The organism is bacterium, assembly GCA_035528375.1.
In the GTDB taxonomy this organism is placed as follows: domain Bacteria; phylum RBG-13-66-14; class RBG-13-66-14; order RBG-13-66-14; family RBG-13-66-14; genus RBG-13-66-14.
Window position 1 is genome coordinate 1 of the sequence record DATKYS010000045.1, and the last position, 18,924, is coordinate 18,924.

At 65.6% G+C, this 18,924-nt stretch carries 16 protein-coding genes and 1 tRNA gene; 7 read left to right on the forward strand and 10 right to left on the reverse strand.

The genetic code is table 11. The annotated features are described in order from the left end of the window. Window positions 1–176 precede the first annotated feature (176 nt). The 5 genes from VM054_03260 to VM054_03280 all read left to right on the forward strand — a co-directional run bounded on the left by VM054_03260 (window position 177) and on the right by VM054_03280 (window position 4,175). Window positions 177–2,072 carry a thiamine pyrophosphate-dependent enzyme gene (locus VM054_03260; GenBank protein HUT98071.1) on the forward strand — a complete coding sequence of 632 codons (1,896 nt, stop codon included), beginning with the start codon at window positions 177–179 and terminating at the stop codon, window positions 2,070–2,072. A 12-nt stretch (window positions 2,073–2,084) separates the two neighbouring features. Next, window positions 2,085–2,684, forward strand: coding sequence for an indolepyruvate oxidoreductase subunit beta (locus tag VM054_03265; protein ID HUT98072.1), 600 nt, complete (start codon window positions 2,085–2,087; stop codon window positions 2,682–2,684). A gap of 49 nt (window positions 2,685–2,733) precedes the next feature. Next, entirely contained in the window at window positions 2,734–2,892 is a 159-nt protein-coding gene (locus VM054_03270; protein HUT98073.1) for a rubredoxin, read from the forward strand. 346 nt (window positions 2,893–3,238) lie between these two features. After that, complete coding sequence (locus VM054_03275; GenBank protein HUT98074.1) at window positions 3,239–3,400, forward strand: rubredoxin; 162 nt, start codon at window positions 3,239–3,241, stop codon at window positions 3,398–3,400. Window positions 3,401–3,638: 238 nt separating this feature from the next. Further along, window positions 3,639–4,175, forward strand: coding sequence for a rubrerythrin family protein (locus tag VM054_03280; GenBank protein HUT98075.1), 537 nt, complete (start codon window positions 3,639–3,641; stop codon window positions 4,173–4,175). Between the two features lie 57 nt (window positions 4,176–4,232). Here the strand turns inward: VM054_03280 and VM054_03285 are convergent, their stop codons facing one another. Further along, the gene (locus VM054_03285; GenBank protein ID HUT98076.1) at window positions 4,233–5,756 is read right to left on the reverse strand and encodes a T9SS type A sorting domain-containing protein; all 1,524 of its coding nucleotides are present in this window, start codon (window positions 5,754–5,756) and stop codon (window positions 4,233–4,235) included. Between the two features lie 121 nt (window positions 5,757–5,877). On the opposite strand from VM054_03285, the gene VM054_03290 reads away from it, so the two are divergent. Next, window positions 5,878–8,172, forward strand: coding sequence for a hypothetical protein (locus VM054_03290; GenBank protein HUT98077.1), 2,295 nt, complete (start codon window positions 5,878–5,880; stop codon window positions 8,170–8,172). Window positions 8,173–8,551: 379 nt separating this feature from the next. Here VM054_03290 and VM054_03295 read toward each other — a convergent pair whose 3' ends face one another. From VM054_03295 to VM054_03335, 9 genes are all read right to left on the reverse strand, one after another. Further along, the gene (locus VM054_03295) at window positions 8,552–9,025 is read right to left on the reverse strand and encodes a ferritin family protein (GenBank protein ID HUT98078.1); all 474 of its coding nucleotides are present in this window, start codon (window positions 9,023–9,025) and stop codon (window positions 8,552–8,554) included. Window positions 9,026–9,134: 109 nt separating this feature from the next. Next, window positions 9,135–9,209: transfer RNA gene (locus tag VM054_03300), tRNA-Asn, on the reverse strand. A gap of 75 nt (window positions 9,210–9,284) precedes the next feature. Then, entirely contained in the window at window positions 9,285–10,376 is a 1,092-nt protein-coding gene (locus VM054_03305; GenBank protein HUT98079.1) for a J domain-containing protein, read from the reverse strand. Then, window positions 10,369–10,872, reverse strand: a complete 504-nt coding sequence (locus VM054_03310) for a nucleotide exchange factor GrpE (GenBank protein HUT98080.1) — start codon at window positions 10,870–10,872, stop codon at window positions 10,369–10,371. Before VM054_03310 ends, VM054_03305 begins: the two co-directional genes overlap by 8 nt. Before the next feature lie 52 nt (window positions 10,873–10,924). Next, on the reverse strand, window positions 10,925–11,317 hold the full coding sequence (locus VM054_03315) for a hypothetical protein (GenBank protein HUT98081.1): 393 nt from the start codon (window positions 11,315–11,317) through the stop codon (window positions 10,925–10,927). Window positions 11,318–11,758: 441 nt separating this feature from the next. Next, on the reverse strand, window positions 11,759–13,690 hold the full coding sequence (gene dnaK / locus VM054_03320; GenBank protein ID HUT98082.1) for a molecular chaperone DnaK: 1,932 nt from the start codon (window positions 13,688–13,690) through the stop codon (window positions 11,759–11,761). 68 nt (window positions 13,691–13,758) lie between these two features. Then, window positions 13,759–14,568, reverse strand: a complete 810-nt coding sequence (locus VM054_03325; protein HUT98083.1) for a hypothetical protein — start codon at window positions 14,566–14,568, stop codon at window positions 13,759–13,761. Beyond that, complete coding sequence (locus tag VM054_03330; GenBank protein HUT98084.1) at window positions 14,561–14,992, reverse strand: response regulator; 432 nt, start codon at window positions 14,990–14,992, stop codon at window positions 14,561–14,563. Before VM054_03330 ends, VM054_03325 begins: the two co-directional genes overlap by 8 nt. 250 nt (window positions 14,993–15,242) lie before the next feature. Further along, a complete protein-coding gene (locus tag VM054_03335) occupies window positions 15,243–16,142 on the reverse strand; it encodes a UbiA family prenyltransferase (protein HUT98085.1) in 900 nt (299 codons plus the stop codon). A gap of 335 nt (window positions 16,143–16,477) precedes the next feature. On the opposite strand from VM054_03335, the gene VM054_03340 reads away from it, so the two are divergent. Next, a partial coding sequence (locus tag VM054_03340; GenBank protein ID HUT98086.1) for a hypothetical protein occupies window positions 16,478–18,924 on the forward strand: 2,447 nt, incomplete at its 3' end.

Below are 18,924 nucleotides of genomic sequence, written 5' to 3' on the forward strand. Positions count from 1 at the left end.
GGGTGTGGGTGGGGGTGTGGGGCGGGCCGACCTAAAGGTCGGCCCCTACATTATCGCAGCGATGTGTGAACCGACCGTTGTGCATCGTCTCATTTAAATTCCCCGGTTTACAGCCCGGGATTTTTATCCTAGACTCGCCCGCGTAGTTCTATGGCTTTTTTAAAAAGAGGCGCCAGATGGCCGAGCCGACCTCACTCTACACCGCGCCCGCCGGGAAGCGCGAGCTCCTGATGGGCAACTACGCCCTGGTCCGCGGGATGTTCGAGGCCGGGGTCCGCGTGGCGACAACCTACCCCGGCTCGCCCACCCCGGAGATCGCCCGGGCCATCCTGGACGCCCACGCGCCGAGCCTCTTCTTCGAGTATTCGACCAACGAGATAGTGGCGACGGAGTTCGCCCTCGGGGCGGCGCTGGCCGGCCACCCCAGCGTGGTGTTCATGAAGAGCGTCGGGCTGAACGTGGCCTCGGACGCCGTGGTCCAGCTCCCGCTCTACGAGCTGCCCGGCGGGATGGTGGTAATCGTCGGCGACGACCCCGCCGCCTACTCCTCGCAGAACGAGCAGGACGACCGCCATTTCCCCCGGATGGCCTACATCCCCATGCTCGAGCCCTCGGACGCCCCCGAGGCCAAGGCGATGTTCAAATGGGCCGTCGAGAAGGCGCGGGAGCACCGGACGGCGGTCCTGATCCGGGTGACCACCCGTGTGTGCCACGCCACGATGGAGGTGGAGCTCGGCCCGCTGCCGGATAATCTTCCCGAGCCCGAGGGGGTGCCCAAGCGCATCCAGGTGCCCATCGCCAAGGATTTTCTGGTGATGAAGCGGCGGGCGCTGGAGCGGCTGGATATTTTCGAAAAATACGCCGAGGAGGGACCGTGGAACCGGACGGTCGAGGCGCCGGGCGAGGACGTCGGCTTCGGGATAATCACCGGCGGCGCGGCCTACCTCAACACCCGGACCGCCCTCGACCTCCTGGGCCGGGGGGCGCACATCTTCAAGCTCGGCCTCTCCTACCCCCTGCCGCGGAAGAGGCTGGTCGAGTTCTGCAAGGCCCGCGGCGAGGTCCTGGTTATCGAGGAGCTGGACCCGGTGGTGGAGACCGAGCTCAAGGCGCTGGCCTACGAGGAGGGTCTGGGTACGAAAATAACCGGCCTGGGCAAGAAGCTCCGCTCGGGCGACGGCGCTTTCGAGGCCCACCTGGGCGAGCTGGACCCGGGACGCATCGCGGAATTTTTGGCCGAAAGGCTCGGGCGGGAGTATCCTTTGGAAGTACTGGATTTGGCGGATAAAGCGCCGGCGCGCCTGCCGCAGCTCTGTCCCGGCTGCGGCCACCGCTCCGCCGTCTACGGCACGAAGATGGCCGTGGGCCTGCACGGGCACCCCCAGGCCGACATCGGCTGCCACACCATGAGCTACTTCCCGCCCTACGAGCTGGGGGAGAGCCTGGTGTGCATGGGGGCCGGCCCCAGCGTGGCCCAGGGCGTGGGGCACGTCCTGCCCGAGGGCAAGGTGACTTCCTTTTTGGGCGACTCGACCTTCTTCCACGCCGGCATACCGGGGCTCATAAACGCCGTCTGGAACGATCACGACGTGACGGTTCTGTTGATGGACAACGAGATAACGGCCATGACCGGCCACCAGCCCAACCCCCGGTCGGGCCGGAACCGGGAGGGCCCGCGGCCGGCCATTGACCCCAAGGCCGTCCTCTCCGCCATCGGCGTGCCGTACATTGACGAGGTGGAGGCCTGGGACATCAAGGCGGTGCGCGAGGCGGTGAAGAAGGGGCTGGAGTTCGACGGCCCGGCGGTGGTTATCCTCAAGCACCCGTGCATGCTCTACACCACGCGCGCCTGGAAGCGCGAGGGGAAGATGCCGCCGCCCTACCGGGTCAACCGGGACAAGTGCCGGCTCAAGAAGACCTGCATAAAGTATTTCTGCTGCCCCGCTTTCTCATTCGAGGACTCGGGCGGGGTGCAGATAAACCCGGAGCTCTGCATCGGCTGCGGATGTTGTGCACAGATATGTCCGGTGGGAGCCATCGAACAGGACCTGGAATACGAGCGCGCGTACTAGGAGGTGTGGCGGATGGCAGAGACCTGCTGCATCTACATCGTCGGTGTCGGGGGCCAGGGTGTCGGTGCCGCCTCCCGTGTGATTACCTCGGCGGCCGAGACCGCCGGGGTCCCGGTGAGGAGCGTGGAGACCCACGGGCTGGCCCAGCGCGGCGGTGTGGTCGTTTCCACCGTGCGCATCGGCGGGGCGCCCGATTCCAGCCCCCTCATCGTCCCGGGCGAGGCCGACGTCCTCTTCGCCCTGGAGCCGGTGGAGGCCGCCCGCTCGAGCCGGTATCTGCGCCGGGGCGGCGTCGTCCTCATCAACACCTCGAAGATAGACCCGCTGTGGGTGCGGCTGGAGAGGGAACCTTACCCGCCGGTGGAGGAGATTATCGCCGCGTTCGAGGGGTTCGCCGGGCGGGTCATCGCCCTGGACGCCACCGCCTTCGCCGTGGAGCGGGGGAGCTGGATTTCGTCCAACGCCGTCCTGTTGGGGGCGCTGGCGGCGACCGGCGCCCTGCCCTTCGACGGGCGGCTCCTCGAGGAGGGAATAAAGGCTCAGAGCAAGCCCTCGCACCTCGAGCGCAACCTGGCCTGCTTCCGGCGCGGATTAGAGGAGAAGCCCCGCTGAGCGTGAATTGACGAATCATCCCAACGCCCGACATTCGAGAGGAGTCGGCATGGACAAGTACGAGTGCACCATCTGCGGCTACATCTACGACCCGAAGAAGGGCGACCCGGACTCGGGCGTCAAGCCCGGCACCGCCTTCGACGACCTGCCCGACGACTGGGTCTGCCCGGTGTGCGGGGCGGATAAGGACGCGTTCGAGAAGATATAGGGTGGTGCTCGCGGGGACCGCTTCGTCCTGAAGAAAGTCCGCGTCGCGGAGCCGGCCCCGGTCCCACCGGATGCGTTCGAGAGAATTTAGACGCAGCTCGCGGAGTTTTTTCGGGAAGGGAAACGAGCGCCCGTAGCGGAATCGGCCACGGCGACTCGCCGGGGCGGGCCTTCGCCCGGTTTCCCGGCGCGGAACCGCGTCGCCCCACCCCCGCCTCCTTGACGCCCGGCGAAAAATGCTTGCTTTTTTTGAAAAGATGGCGATAATTCCCCTAGGCTCAGCCACGCATTGGGTGAAAGACGAACCGCGTCCAACCGGGGCCGAACGGTCCAGCCAAGGAGGCACATTGGAGAAATACGAATGCACCGTTTGCGGTTACGTGTACAACCCCCGGCGCGGTGATCCGGCGGGTGACATCGAGCCCGGAACCGGCTTCGATGACCTGCCGGACGACTGGATCTGCCCGGAGTGCGGTGCCGACCTGGATGCCTTCGAGATTCTCGATTGAACCGGAAGTTTTTTTGCGAACGGGGCGGAGGCGATGCGCCGACCGTCCCCTTTTTTATCCCCCGGGTGAACGATTTATGTGCGAATGCTGATTGAGAAGCCGTCCACTTAACCCCCGGTCCCACCTTTCGTGTAAAATAGGCGGGCAGACTACAACGACCGTCCTCCACGATAGTAGAGACAAGGGGTTTAAACCCCTTGCCTTAGGCGAGAGCCTCAACCGTTCCCGAGGAGTCCCCATGCACAAGATGACCGAGCAGTCCCTCTGGGCCGCCTTCGCCGGCGAGTCCCAGGCCCACATGAAGTACGCCGCCTTCGCCGACGAGGCCCACAAGGCCGGCCTGGCCAACGTCGCCAAGCTCTTCCGCGCCGTCAGCTACGCCGAGCGCGTCCACGCGACCAATCATCTCAAGGCGCTCGGGGGGTTGAAGGGCACGGGCGACAACCTCCAGACCGCCATCGAGGGCGAGAACTTCGAGGTGGACGAGATGTACCCGGCCTACGACGCAATCGCCAAGCTCCAGGGTGAGAAGGACGCCGAGAGGAGCATCCACTTCGCCATCGAGGCGGAGAAGATTCACGCGGTCATGTACGCCGACGCCAAGCGGTCCGTGGATTCCGGGAAGGATTGGGCCATCGGCGACGTTTACATCTGCCCCAACTGCGGCTACACGCACATCGTCTCCGGGGATAACCCCCTGCCCGATTTCTGCCCGGTGTGCTCCTGGAAGAGGGGAACCTTCAAGAAATTCTCCGGCTACGACGAGCTGGTTTAATCTCGTCGGCGCGAAAAAAGGGAGCCGTTAGCTCCCTTTTTTATTTCCGGTCCGGCGTCAGCGGGCGATAACCAGGCGGCGGGTAACCTTTTCACCGGAGGCCTCCAGGACGGCGGTGTAAACGCCCGGGGCGTAGCCGGAGCAGTCCACCTCCACGGCGTGCCCGCCGGGTTCGAGATTTAACACGGAAATCCGGCGGCCCGCCAGGTCGTAGACGGCCAACCTCGCGGCGGTGCAATCGGCCGGAAGGGCGTATTCAAGCGTCACGACGGCCCCGGCCGGGTCGGGGTAGGGTGCGTTAAGCACCGGACGGGCGAGGACGTCTCCATCGACCCGCACCTCCACCGGACCCACGCGGAAGGAATCCCCGCCCGGCGGCGTCACGGAGAGGGAGTAGCGGTACACGCCGGGGCCGGGGAGGTTCCGGTCCAGGTATCTGTACTCGGCGTCGCCGGAAAGACTCGCCAGCTCTTCGCCGTCGCGCTCCAGCGTCCAGCTCGACCCCGCGAGCCCGGCCTCCTCGACCCAGGACGCGAGGACGCCGTCGTCGGTCGCCCGTCCCTGGAGGTTGACGACGGGGGCATCCGAATGCCAGTCGTTGTAGAAAGAGACCATTCCCCACGAATATTCGGAGAGTCCTTTCCGCCCTATGATAAAGATTTTTCCATCCTGGCGGAAAACGCACGAAGCCTCTTCCAGGTTATCCCAGCTCTTGTACTGCTCTCCGTACCAATCCCCCTGGCAGTTTTTGTAATAGAACATTATGTCGGTGGCGACGATAGGACCGTCAGCGTCGGCGAAGAGCTGGGGGTGGTTGATGTTGTACTGATCGGTCGCAAGGTACTCGTCAACCGGCTCGTCGGATACGGTGTCGGTGATTACGTGCAGCTCATGGTTCGCGTTGACGTAGGCGATATACACCGTTCCATCCTCGGTGACCCACCCCTCGGCCTCACTGCCCGCTCCGATGTAGTAGTCGGTGGAGCCCACACCTACTTCGATGAGTCTATAGTACACGCCGAACCTGCCGAAGACGAAAACCCCCAGGTCCGGCCAGTACACGTGTGATACGTCGCCGTCGCACCCATCCCATTCGGCATACGTTTCTACGTCGTTGCCCGATACATAGGCGGTGTACAGGGTACCGTAGGATTCGAAGGCGAAGGCGGACGGGTAGTTGTACAGCGGACAGAAATCGTGGTAGTTGTCTATGTCCCAGGTGATGCCGGTGTCGTAGGATGAAGATCCATTGTAGAGCATCATTCGGTTCCCATCGCTGTATATGGCCCAAAAACTCCCCCCGTCACTATCAATGGCAAAAACATAATAGGTGGGCGTATCGAATAAATCTCCTACTTCGCCCCAGCTAATCCCATCCCCCTCGTACCGGTAACGGTAGCCACCGTGCTCAATCACGACTACGCGCCAGGTGGAACCCCCGTGGTAAACCGCGGGTCCGGCGTACGGTGCGTAATCCCAGAGAAACTCAGTGAGGATGGAGTAATTCCATGAGCCAAAGGCCGGCGTCAGGCCGAGGAGCGCCAGAACCGGCAGAATAAAACGCTTTAGAATGCTGGACATCTCCGCCTCCTTTTCCACATCCATAAAATAGTACACTGACGGGGCGCTGTCAACACGACTCCCCGGAGGCGGGCTCGGGGATGGTATAATTCTTCTTTCAACGCCATCCGACGGTCGTTCCATGAGCTTCAAAGCCTACCGCTGGGTCGAGGATCGGGTCGTCCGGCTGCTGGACTACTTCGAGTCGGCACCCGTCACCCTCGGGCGTGCGCTGGCGCTCCTGGCCGCCGTGTTCGCCTTCCGCAACGTCTTCGAGGCGCTGGCCGCGGGCTCTCCCCTCTACTACCCCGCCGCCTTCCTGGTCCACTTCCCCCTGGCCTACCTGCCCGGCATCGTGCTCATACCGCTGGTCCTGGCGGCGCTCTCCGGCGAGCGGGTGGAGCGGGTGACCAAGGTGCTCGTCGTCGCCTGGGCGCTGACCGTCCTCCCGCCGCTCTTCGAGCTGGTCGCGGGCCACGCCGGGGCGAAAATCAGCTACCTGCCCATCCAGCCCGGGCGGTTCTGGTGGAGCGTCGGCAACTACTTCAACCCGGGGGTGGAGTTCGCGGGGGCCACGGCGGGGGTGCGGCTCGAGGCGGCGCTGGGTGTGATTCTGGGCGGGTATTACGTCTACCTCAAGCGGAAGAAAATCTGGATCGCGCTGGTGAGCCTGCCGGTCATCTTCTTCGTGATGGTCAACGTCTTCAGCCTGCCCTACATCTTCCACCATCTGCTGCGGGCCTGCGGGTCCGGCATCCCGCACGTGGCGGCGCTCTTCGGCACGCGGGGGCTGGTCCTGCGGCCGGCGCTGGACCTCTCCGACTACTCCACGGCGCTGTTGGACCTGTTGTACCTGACCCCGCTCCTGGCCCTGTGGCTCCTGGTTTACGGAAGAAAAAAGCTGAAGGAGGTCGCGCGCTGGGCCTTCCGCCTCGACACCGGCGGGTACGCCCTGGCGACGGGCGTCGGGCTTTGGCTGGGCTGGCGGGCGGTGGGGGCCGGGCTTCCTCTGGACAATCCGCTGGACTGGATGGCGATGCTCGGCGCGGTCCTGGCCGTGTTCCACGCCGCGCTGGGGATACGGATGCTGCTGCCCAAGGACGCGCCGGGGGATAAACCCTCCAGTGTAAACGACGGCCCGCTCACCGACCGGGAGCGGAGGAACGTCGGGGTCGTCTGCCTCCTGTTGGCCGCGGGCTGCGCCGGGACGGTGAATTACTACCTGTTGGGGACGCTGGCGGTGTTCGCGGCGGCGCAGGCCTTCCTCCACCTGCGCCCGTTGAACCTGCGGCGCGTCTGGCCTCTGTCGGGTCTTTTCATCGGCGTCTCGGCGGTCGCCGCCCTGGGCGTGGGACTGGCGGCGTTCATCGGCGGGGCGGTGACCACGGCGCTCCCCGGCGCGCTGACCTGGGGCGTGCTGGCCGTTGCGGTTCTCGGCGCGGGTGTGTTGGAGCTGCGGCCGGAGGCGCTCGTGGGCGGCCTCTTCAAGGACAGGGGCCGACGCGTCTTCGCCGCGGTGACCGCATCGCTGGGAGTTCTCATTGTTATCCTGCTGCCCCAGCCCCTGTGGAGCCGTATCGCCCTGGCCGCCCTGGGAGTCGGTCTGGCCGCGCTGATTCTGGCGCGGGAGGGGATGCCGCGCTGGGCCCACCTCGCCTGGCCGCTGGGGGCGCTGGTGGTTTTGGGTGGGCGGATGGGCCTCGGCGAAGAGCCGGTGGCGTTCGAGGACCTGCCGCCCAACCCCGTCGCCGTCGCCGCGCTCGACGAGGCGACGGACCTCGAGCGGAACGACCTTTACGCCCATGCGGCCCTCGAGTACGCCCGGGCGGTGGAGGCCGGTGACGAGCGGGCTTGGGTCCTCGGCCCCCTGGCCTTCAACCTGCGTCAGACCGGCAGGCTGGACGAGGCGGAGGCGGTCCTGGAGCGCTCGGTGGCTCTCCACCCCGCGCACGCCCCGGCCCTGGTGGACCTGGCGGCGACGAAGATCGCGCTGGGCAAAATCGCCGAGGGTGAGCGGCTGTACCTGAGCGCCCTGGGGCTCTGGCCGGACCTGATCCAGCCCCGGGTGGCCCTGGGGCGGCTGGCGCTGGACCGGGGGTTGTCGTACCGGGAGCGGGGGGAATCGGAGCTGGCCGCGGAGTTCCTGGCCGAGGCGCTGGACTGGGCTCGGGGGGCCTACGACCTGGCGCCGGGCGACGAGTCGGCGGCCGGGCTCCTGGCCGCGGTGCAGGAGGAGCTGGGCAATTATTCCGAGGCCTACGCCCTGTGGGAGAAACGAGCCCACGCCGCGCCCCTGGACCTCGGCGCCCGCATCGCCCTGGCCCGGTTGGCTCTCAATTTGGGAAAAGAAGACGAGGCGCGGATGTGGCTCGAGGAGGCCCGGTCGCTGGACCCCGGCTGCGAGGTGCCCCCGGGCCTGCGGGAACTCTTGCGCTGAATGCGGCCGGTCGGGGAGGCTCGCCCTTGGGCCGGGGTGAGGGACAGGATCGGGAAGGTGGAACGGGCGGGTGTGGACACCCGCCCCTACGTCATCGCATTTCGCGGCGGCCCGCAGAGGGGCCGCCCTACATCATCGCAACCCACGTATGCAGCGGTCCCCCTCTCCCTGTGGGAGAGGGTTGGGGTGAGGGCTTCCTTTGAACAAAACGCGGCGGCCCGCGGAGGGGCCGCCCTACACATTTAAAATCGGGCTGACCTGAACGGCTCGCCGTCGGTCGGCCCCTACATCATCGCAACCCACGTATGCAGCGGTCTCCCTCTCCCTGTGGGAGAGGGTTGGGGTGAGGGCTTCCTTTGAATAAAATGCGGCGGCCCGCTCAAGCCCCCAAGCTCTTCCGGTACGCCTCGAGGCGCTCCACGTGCCGGTGCTCCTCCTCGATGATCCGCTCCAGCCGGTTCCGGTCTATCCCCCGCGCCACCTCCTTGACTTTTCCGAAAAAGCGGATCGTCTCGCGCTCGAAGCCCAGGGCGACCTCCACGAGCGCCGCCGTGTCGCCCGTCGCGGCCAGCCCCTTCGCCGCCTCGGCGGTGGTGAGGGTGTGGTCGCGGACGGCGGCGTCCATGAAGCGCGAGGTCTGCTCGTCCAGGGGCTTTTCCCCCTCGGGGGTCGCCCGGAGCATCTCGGAAAAAACGGCGTAGTGGACGCGCTCCTGGTCCCGGAGGAAGCGGAAGAGCTCCTGGGCCTCGGGCTTGACGGCCCGCTCCAGGGCCTCGCCGTAGAAGGCCTCGCCGGCCAGCTCTATGCGCCGGGCGACGGACAGCGCCTCGCCGAGGGTGAAGAGGTTCGACATCGCTTCTCCCGCCGTGGATTGACGACCCCCGGAGGATAATCCGGGGGCGTTTCCCGTGTCAAACCCCGCTCCCTGTCGGTTAAAAAGAGGGAACCCTCGCGGGTCCCCGTGGCTCCTCGGGCCGGACTTGAACCAGCAACCAATCGGTTAACAGCCGATTGCTCTACCATTGAGCTACCGAGGATCGCAAATCCGCTCCCCGACGGGGGAAGCGGACGTATTTTGCCAGAGGGCCGGGGATGTGTCAACCCCGGCGGGCCTAGCCGCCGATTTTCGCGAACTCCTCGATCAGCTCGCGCTGCCTTTTGGTGAGCTTCTTGGGGATGGCGACCGCCAGGACGATGAAGTGGTCGCCGATGCGGCCGCTCTTCTCGGCGTGGATGCCCTTGCGCTTGAGGCGGAGCTTGGTGCCGGGCTGGGTCCCCGGCGGCACCTTGGCGCAGACCTCGCCGTGGATGGTCTGGGTGTAGACCTCGCCGCCGAGGATGGCGGCGGTCAGCGGTATCTCCTCCTCGGTGTAAATGTCGCAGCTCTCGCGGCGGAAGCGGGGGTGGGGGTTGGCGCGGACGCGGACGTAGAGGTCGCCGGGGGGGCCGCCGTTGACGCCGGGCTCGCCGCGGCCCGGGATGCGTATCTTCTGGTCCTCGGAGATACCGGCGGGAACGGTCACCGAGAGGGCGGTGTCCCCCTGGGCGCGGCCGGTGCCGTAGCAGGCGGAGCAGGTCTCCGCCGGAATCACCCCCCGGCCGAGGCAGTGGGGGCAGGTCTGGCTCAGGGCGAATCCGCCCTGGGACTTGGTCACGCGGCCGGTGCCGCCGCAGTCACTGCAAGTTTCATAGCTCGTCCCCGGCTTGCCGCCCGAGCCCTTGCACACGGGGCAGACGCCCGAGGCGGGGACGCGGAGCTTGACCTTCCCTCCCAGGGCCACGGTGAGGAAATCCACGCCGATGGTGAGGGTGATGTCCTCGCCGGCCCGGCGGGTGGAGCGGGCGCGTCCGCGCGCGGCGCCGCCGAAGAACTGCTCGAAGAGGTCGCCGACGCCGCCTCCGCCGCCGAAGAGGTCGCCCGGGTTGAAGCCCCGCCCGCCGAAGCCCCCGGCGCCGGGCTGCCCGCCCATGCGCGGGTCGTAGGAACCGCCGTAGCGCCGGATGGTGTCGTACTGCTCCCGCTTCGTCTTGTCGGAGAGGACGGAGTAGGCTTCGCCGATCTCCTTGAAGCGGTTCTCGGCGTCGGAGTTCCCGCTGTTGCGGTCGGGGTGGTATTTCTTGGCCAGCTCGCGGTAGGCGCGCTTGATGTCGGCCTCGGAGGCGTTCTCCGGCACGCCCAGAATCTGGTAAAAATCCTTAGCCATCGGCGCCGCCCCATCCGTCGGTCCCCTCTCCGTCGGCGGGGGACTGGGCCACCACCACCTGCGCCGGGCGCAGGACCACGTCCCCCCACAGGTAGCCGTAGGCGTGGACAGCGATGACGGTGCCGGGCTCGGCGTCGGGCGCGGGCCGGACCGCCAGGCACGCGTGGAAGCGGGGATCGAAGGGCTTCCCCAGGGGATCCATGCGCTCCACCCCCACGACAGCCAGGGCGGCGTCCAGCTTCTCGATGACCCGTAAAATCCCGGCGCGGTAAGCCTCGTCGGCGGTGTCGTGGGCGGCGGCGAGGTGCAGATCGTCCACCGCCGGCAGGATGCTCGCCAGCAGCGTCCGGTACGCCTCGGCGCGGACCAGATGACCCTGCGCCAGGCTGCGCTTGCGGAAATTGTCGAAATCGGCGGCCAGGCGGAGGTATTTGTCCCGGAGCTCCGCCAGCTCCTCCTCGGGCGCGGGCGGCCGCGGTTCCGGCTTTTCGGTCACCGGGACCTCCGCGTCGCGCTCCGGGGCGGACGGTTGCCCAAAATCCGCCGGCTCAGGCTTTCTTCTCTTCTCCATGTCCCTCGATGAGGGGGCCGAGGTAGTCCTTCAGGCGGCGCATGGTCAAGAGCGCCTGGCCCAGGTTGCCCCCGAGGAAGACCCCCATCCCGACGAGGTAGTTCTCGGAAACGGGGGCGAAGACGACGTGGGTCATGTTCGAGGAGACGATGATGTTGGCGATTTGGCCGTCGCCGCCGGAGTCCAGGGAGGCCTTCTTGGCGGCCAGAAGGACGCCGATGTAGGACATGGCGGCGTTGTCCACGTTGAAGCGGCCGCTGATGTCCACCTTGTCCACCATGATGCCGGTCATCTCGAACAGCACGGTGGCGAAGGCGCCTTTGGTGTCCTGAATCGCCTTCATCAGGGCGCCGCGAATCTCCTGCTGCATGGGTTCCGCCTTTGGGGGAGGTGGAATTTGGTCGGGTCTCGGACCCGGTTCGTTTTACTCAGTATAGATTAATTCCGCCCGGACCTTCAGGTCGGTCGAAGGGCGGGCCCGCCGACCCGCCCTCTGGTTTTATCTAGGTTTGACCCTCACCCTAACCCGTAGGCGAGCCTCTCCCTAGAAGGGAGAGGGGACATGGGGCGCCACGAGTCCAGGCTGCGTCCATGTAGGGCGGCCCCGTGGGATAAATCCCCTGCGGGCCGCCGCGCTTTTTCTAAGGCGGCCCTCACACTAGCCCGTGAGGCCGAGCCTCATCCCCAGAAGAGAGAGAGGGGATAGCCCTCATCGCCGGCCCATGAGCGTATCCTCGTTCTACAGGGAGAGAGAGTTCCTACCCTCACCCTAGCCCTCTCCCTAAAAGGGAGAGGGGAGAGGGGGCAGGATTTATTTCTTGTCGTCGTCGTCGAGGACCTCGTAGTCGGCGTCCACGACGTCGTCCTTATCACCTACGCCGTCGCCCTCGGGCTCGCCGCCCGGCTGACCCGGTCCACCGCCGGGTTGACCGGACTGCGCACCAGCCTGCTGGTAGAGCTTGGCGGAGAGCTCATTCAGTGCGCCGTTGAGCCCTTCCATGGCCGACCGGACCTCGGCGGTGTCGTCGCCCTTGAGCGCCTCGCGGACCCGCCCCATGGCGGCTTCAATCTTGGCCTTGTCGTCGGCCGGGACCTTGCCCTCCATGTCCTTCAGGAGCTTCTCCGCGCCGTAGCAGGCGGAGTCGGCCTGGTTGCGCAGGTCCACATCCTCGCGCTTCTTCCGGTCCTCGTCGGCGTGGCTCTCGGCGTCCTTGACCATCTGGTCTATCTCGTTGTCGGTGAGCCCCGACGAGGCGGTGATGGTTATCTCCTGCTGCTTGCTGGTGGCCATGTCCTTGGCCGAGACCTTGACGATGCCGTTGGCGTCTATATCGAAGGAGACCTCGATCTGCGGCACGCCGCGCATGGCGGGCGGGATGCCGGTGAGGTGGAAGCGCCCGATGGTCTTGTTGTACATCGCCATCTCGCGCTCGCCTTGCAGGACGTGGACCTCCACGGTGGTCTGGTTGTTCTCGGCGGTGGTGAAAATCTGGCTCTTGTGGACCGGGATGGTTGTGTTGCGTTCGATGAGCCGGGTGAATACGCCGCCCAGGGTTTCGATGCCCAGGGAGAGCGGGGTGACGTCCAGGAGTAGGATGTCGGTCACCTCGCCGGCCAAGATGCCGGCCTGGATGGCGGCACCCACGGCCACCACCTCGTCGGGGTTGACGCCCTTGTGCGGCTCGCGCTTGAAGAGCTCCTTGACCTTGGCCTGCACGGCGGGGATGCGGGTGGAGCCGCCGACCAGGATGACCTCGTCAATGTCGGCGGGCTTTACGCCGGCGTCGCTCATGGCCTTTTTGCACGGCTCCACGGTGCGCTCCACAAGGTCGTCCACCAGGGACTCGAACACGGCCCGGGAGAGCTCCACGTTGAGGTGCTTGGGCCCCGAGGCGTCGGCGGTGACGAAGGGCAGGTTTATCGGGGTCCGGGTGACGGTTGAGAGCTCACACTTGGCCTTCTCGGCGGCGTCCTTGAGCCGCTGGAGCGCCATCTTGTCGGAGCGCAGGTCTATGCCCTGCTCCTTCTTGAACTCGTCGGCGAGCCAGTCTATGACCCGCTTGTCGAAGTCGTCGCCGCCCAGGTGGGTGTCGCCGTTGGTGGATTTGACCTCGAAGACGCCGTCGCCGAGCTCGAGGACGCTGACATCGAAGGTGCCGCCGCCCAGGTCGAAGACGGCGATGGTCTTGTGCTCGGCGCCCTTGTCGAGGCCGTAGGCCAGGGAGGCCGCCGTGGGCTCGTTGACGATGCGCAGGACCTCGAGGCCGGCGATTTTCCCCGCGTCCTTGGTAGCCTGGCGCTGGGAATCCGAGAAGTAGGCCGGCACGGTGACGACGGCCTTGGTCACCTTCTCGCCCAGGTAGTCCTCGGCCGTCTGCCGCATCTTCTGCAGAATCATGGCCGAGATTTCCGGCGGGGTGTAGGTCTTGTCGCCTATCTGGACCTGGGCGTCGCCGTTGGCGGCCTTGACGACCTTGAACGGGACGGTCTTTATCTCCTCGGTGACCTCCTCGAACTTGCGGCCCATGAAGCGCTTGATCGAGAAGACGGTGTTGTCGGGGTTGGTGATGGCCTGCCGCTTGGCGACCGGCCCCACCAGGCGTTCATCGTCCTTGGTGAAGGCGACGACGCTGGGGGTGGTGCGGCCGCCCTCGGCGTTGGGGATGACGGTGGGCTCGCCGCCCTCCATCACCGCCACGCAGGAGTTGGTCGTCCCCAGGTCTATTCCGATTACTTTGGACACGGGTGTTTCCTCCGGTATCTCGTATAGTTCGCCGATCCCGGGGCGGCGTATCCGCCCGCGGGTTTTTTTTAACGTTCGAAGAGCTCGTAGGATTCCGTCCCCGGAATCAGCCGGCTCTGGAGGTTGAGCTGGTTGAAGCCCTCCCTCAGCTCTATCCGTTTCGAGAAGAGGATGTTCGCGTTTATCTCGCTCTGGGAGGGCTTGCCGCGGTCCGAAGGCACCAGCGCCACGGCCACGTTGTGCGATCCCGGGTCCACCATCTCGGTGTAGCTGGTGAAGATGAACTTGTTGTACCGGGCCGAGCCGATGATGGTGTCTATCTTGTCGTCCACCACCTCGCGCAGCACGTTCCCGTCGTAGAGGATGTAGAAGTAGATGGTCCTGCCGTTGCCGGTCTGGTAGTCGTCGCCGGTTATGATGATGTTGAGGTTGACCTTCTCCGGGGTCTCCACGACCTCCACGCCGACCGGTTTGGCGGCCATCATCGCCCGCTGCACGTCCTCGTCCATGTCCAGGTTACGGTAGACCATGTAGTCGTCGGTCTCGACCTTGAAATTGATCCCCGGGGAGGCGATGAGCTTGATGAAGTAGTCCTCGTCGAAATCAATGCGGGCGAGGTTTATCACGTGGTCCCGTGAGAGCGGCTCGCCCTGGAGGCACAGGTACATGAGCTCCGCATCCACGCGGTAATCGTCGTCCACCAGGACGACCTCCTGGGCGCTGAACATGGGTTTGGAGCCGGTTTTTAAGATGGCGTCAATGAGAACTTCGTCCCGGGCTCCGGCGTTCAAGAGGGCCAGGATGTCCCTGGAATCCAGGGCCTGCGCGGAGAGGACGAGCCCGAGGAGGAAAACGAGTGCGAAGGCTGTTTTACGCATTATTGGTCCCTTCTTTTACCGGCCCGTAGACGAATACGGGTCCCATCCGAACCGGAGCCGGCATGTAGGTGGTGAGGACTTCGGCGAGCATCTGCCGCAGGAGGTTTACGCTCACCGGCTTGGGCAGAAATCCGTAGGCGCCGGCGGCGTACGCGCGCAGGAGCGACTCCCGGGTCGCCGATCCGGTCAGCATCAGCACCGGGAGGCCGGGCTGGCTGACGCGGATCCGCTGGAGCACCGAAAGACCGCCCCCGAACGGCATCTCGAGGTCCAGGATGGCGAGGTCCAGGGTGGTTTTTTCCAAAAGCCACAGCGCCTCGGCGACGTCCACGGCCGGCAGGAACCGGCAGCCCCAGCGTTTCAGCATCCGCGCCAGGGAATCGCGGCATTCGCGGTTATCGTCGGCCAAAAGCACGGTGCGCATTGCCCTCACCTCGCCCTGGTTCAACGCAATTACCGTACCAGTCCCGCACGGGGGGCGACGCGGGGCGTTGCATCCCGGTTCCGCGACGACGGGTATGGATATTCGAAGGGTTGTCGCCGTGAGCGGTGCGATCGAACTGTTTGTGGGGCGCATCGCGGCTCCCGGCGGCCCGGAATCCACGGCGGTGCGCCGGCCGCTCACCTGCCATTAAGTCGCCCCGCTCCCTCGGCGTGCCATATCGGCACAAATCTCACACCAGGTAGCTGACGGCGAAGCCGATCTGGCTCACCACCATGAGAAGGTACATGTGCTTCCACGACGGATGGTTGCTCTCCGTGGCCAGGCGGTTCGGGTCGGAGAGGATCAGGCTCACTATGTACGCCCCCCAGAGGACGAGGATTCCGGCCAGGATCGAAAGGGCCGTCGCGTCGCCCTCGAGGACGCCCAGGGCCAGGCCGAGGTACAGCAGGCCGAAGGGGACGACGAAGAAGGGCGCGATTATCCACGCCGCCCGGCGCACCCCGAACATCACGGGCAGGGTCCGGCAGCCGTACCGGGCGTCTCCCTCCATGTCGGCGAAGTCCTTGGTGGTCGAGGCCCCGAGGATGAAGAGGAAAAACACGGCGGCGATGAACCAGGGCTCGGCGAACCAGACGGGCTTCACCGCGCTCCAGCCCGCGATTACAAGGAGCCCCCCCCGGGGCAGCGCCATGGTGAAGTTGGCCGCGAAGGCGTTGCGCTTCGTCCTCAAGGGAGGGCCCGAGTAAGAGTAGGTCACGAGGCAGGTGACCAGGACGATGATAAAAAACCGCAGGTTGACCAGGAGCGAGAGGCCGATCGCCGCGATGCAGAACGCGATGCAGGCCGCCGCCGCCCCCGGGAGGGTCACCTCGCCGGTCACCAGGGGCCGTGTCGGCTTGTTCACCGCGTCTATCTCCCGGTCGAAGATCTGGTTCACCGTGTTGGAGGCCATGTTGAGAGTGGCCGCGGCCAGGGCGCCGAAAAAAATCTTCACCGCGAGGCCCCAGGTGAGCCCGATCTCGCCCCCCACGGGGGAGCCCGCGGCGACCAGGGCGAAACAGACGAATCCGAAGAAGGGAGCCAGCAGGGTGAAGGGCCGCGCCAGCCTCACGTATCCTGAGAAACTCATCGCACCCCCCGAGTGAAGCGGTAAAGGTCTATTTTACCTTAAAATCCGGGTGCCCTTGACCCCCGGGCTCGGGTGCCGGCGGAACGCGATGTACCCGCTCTGAAACCCCTACTAAATTGAGCTTCCGCCCGGATCCAGAAACCCCACATCCGGGGGGGTCGGCGGGTTGACGCGCCTTGAATGTTAGTGGTAAAATGCCGGATGGAATTCTCTGCTCTTCGCTTTACCCTCTTTCGACCGCTGGTGACCGGACTTCACCGCCCGGGGTGAATATGGCCGCCGGAAAGTTTCTGTATCATTTCCCGTTTCGGCTATTCCAAGAAAGGGGATTTTCAATGCGAACCAAAGGCCTTGCCATTCTGATCGCCTTGACGCTGGCGGCCGGAGCTTTCGCCAACACGGCAAGCCCGCCGACCACCATCGAGCTGATCGGGTCGGCCTACGAGCGGGGTGAGCTCACCTACACCGACTACGCCCTCTACAAGCTCTACCTCGCCTTCGGCGACGCTGACCGCATCCCCGACGCCTACCGGGGCGACAACAGCCTGGCCGGCGTCTGCGGCACCATGCTGATCTACGACGCCAACATGTGCGTCCTCAAGGGGCTCTTCGACGAGAGCGACCTGGCCGACGCCCAACTGTACCTCGGACGGCCCACCCAGGAAGGCACTCCCGGAGCCAGACGAGGTTACGACATCCCCGGCCCCGACATCCACCACTGGGACACCCCCGAGGGCAACTTCCGCATGTGGTGGGCCGGCGTGGGGCCCCACGCCCTGTGGTATCCCGAGGATGACAACAGCAACGGCGTTCCCGACATCGTCGAGCTGGTGGCCGAGGGTCTCGAGTACTCCCTCGGCCTCTTCATTGACGATGCTTGGCTGGGATTCGACTACCCGGTCAAGGACGGCAACTGGTATCCCGAGGGCGCCGACTACGGCTACTGCGACGGCGACACCCAGGAGGACTGGGAGCGTTTCGACGCCTACTTCCGCAGTATGGGCGAGGACGGCATGGACCCCGGCGTCATGGCCTACTGCCAGTACGACTACTACTACGAGGAGACCCCCGAGGACGACGCCAGCTTCCACATGGCCTTCCGCAACACCGTGGACCCCGACTCGGTGTCGGACGAGGAGAAGACCACCGCCGCCCACGAGCTGAACCACGGCGTCCAGGGCGGCATTGACGTGGACAGCCCCACCCACCACAAGGAGAAGACCTCGGTCTGGAGCGAGGAGAGGGCCTATCCCCTGGCCAACGACTACCAGCAAGGCCGCATCGGCACCTTCATGTTGAAAACCCACGTCGGGATCACCCGCGACGAGGACTACTCCTGGTACAACGGCGTCATCTGGAACCACTACATCGAGAGCCTGTTCTACGAGGACCCGGCGCTGTTCACCTACATGCTGAACACGGAGCAGCAGAAGGACGCCATCCCCATGATCTGGGAGAACTACGAGCAGCGCACCGCCGAGGGGACGGAGTACGACTTCAACGACGGCTACGATCAGCTCTTCCGCAAAATCTACCCCGACATGGAGTTCGAGGACGACATGGGCGCCCTGGCCTACGCCTACGGCCAGTTCGTCGAGTGGAACTGGTTCACCGGCCAGCGCAGCGCGTCCCGCGGCGGCAACTCGGCCAACAACCACGGCTTCTACTACATAGACGACCTGAACACCACCGGCCACTCCTTCAGCAACAGCGGCTTCAGCATCGACTTCCCGTCGGAGCCGACCGCCGTGGCGTACGACCTGGTGAACGACGTCGCGCCCGACGGCACCCGCGAGTTCACCGGCGCGCAGGTCGTCTCCGGGGTCGAGGTAGATATGGACAACGAGAACGTGAACATCAAAGGTTGCCCCGACGGCCTCGGCTCGGTCTACATGCACGTCCTCCAGCTCGGACCCATCCCCGAGGATATGGTTTACGCCTTCAAGGGCTACCCCGACAACGAGGAGGATTCCAAGTTCTGGGGCGGGGTATACATCCTGATGCAGAACGACGCCCGCCAGCATTCCGACCAGACCTCCCCGGACGGCCTCTCGACCGAGATGAACATCTTCGGCGACAAGGGGATCATCCGCGTCTACGACGCCGCCAAGTACAGCGAGGTCGCGTTCGTCCCCTACGTCCGCCGCGACGTGGGCTCAGACCTGCAGTTCCTGGTCCGGATCAACGCCGTGGACTCCTCGGACCGCGACGGCCCGAGCTTCCTCCCGTCCAGCGGAGGTGCGCTCCAACTGGCCGTGATCCCCGGCCTCACCTCCCACATCGAGTTCACCGCCACCCCCAACGAGCGGCTCTTCGCCTGCCCGCGCTACGACGTGCACTTCACCGAGGTGGACGACAAGGGCGTTGAGGGGGATACCCATTACTGGGAGCTCAACGGCTTCCAGAACGGCGATACAACCTTCAGAACCTGGGACGACGGTCCCAGCATCTACACCGCTTTCTGGACGCTCCCCGACTACGACGGCACGGCTGACATAGACGTGACGGCGAGTGACCTGGGGGGCAACATCGGCACGACCTCCTTCGATGGCATTCTTTCGCAGGCCGACATCGGCGACGACGGCGGAGTGGTCGGCCGCAACGCGCCGGCGACTCTTGAGATACCGGCGGGCGCGGTGGGCCCGGGCGCGCGGGTGCTGGTGATGGGCCGTCCCGACATCTCCGGCGGTCTGTTGGAGACTTGGGCGCTCAGCTCGGCCCCGACGGACGCCAAGGTGATAGCCTCCCCGGCGGCCCTGGGCCGCGGGCTGGCGGCCGCCGC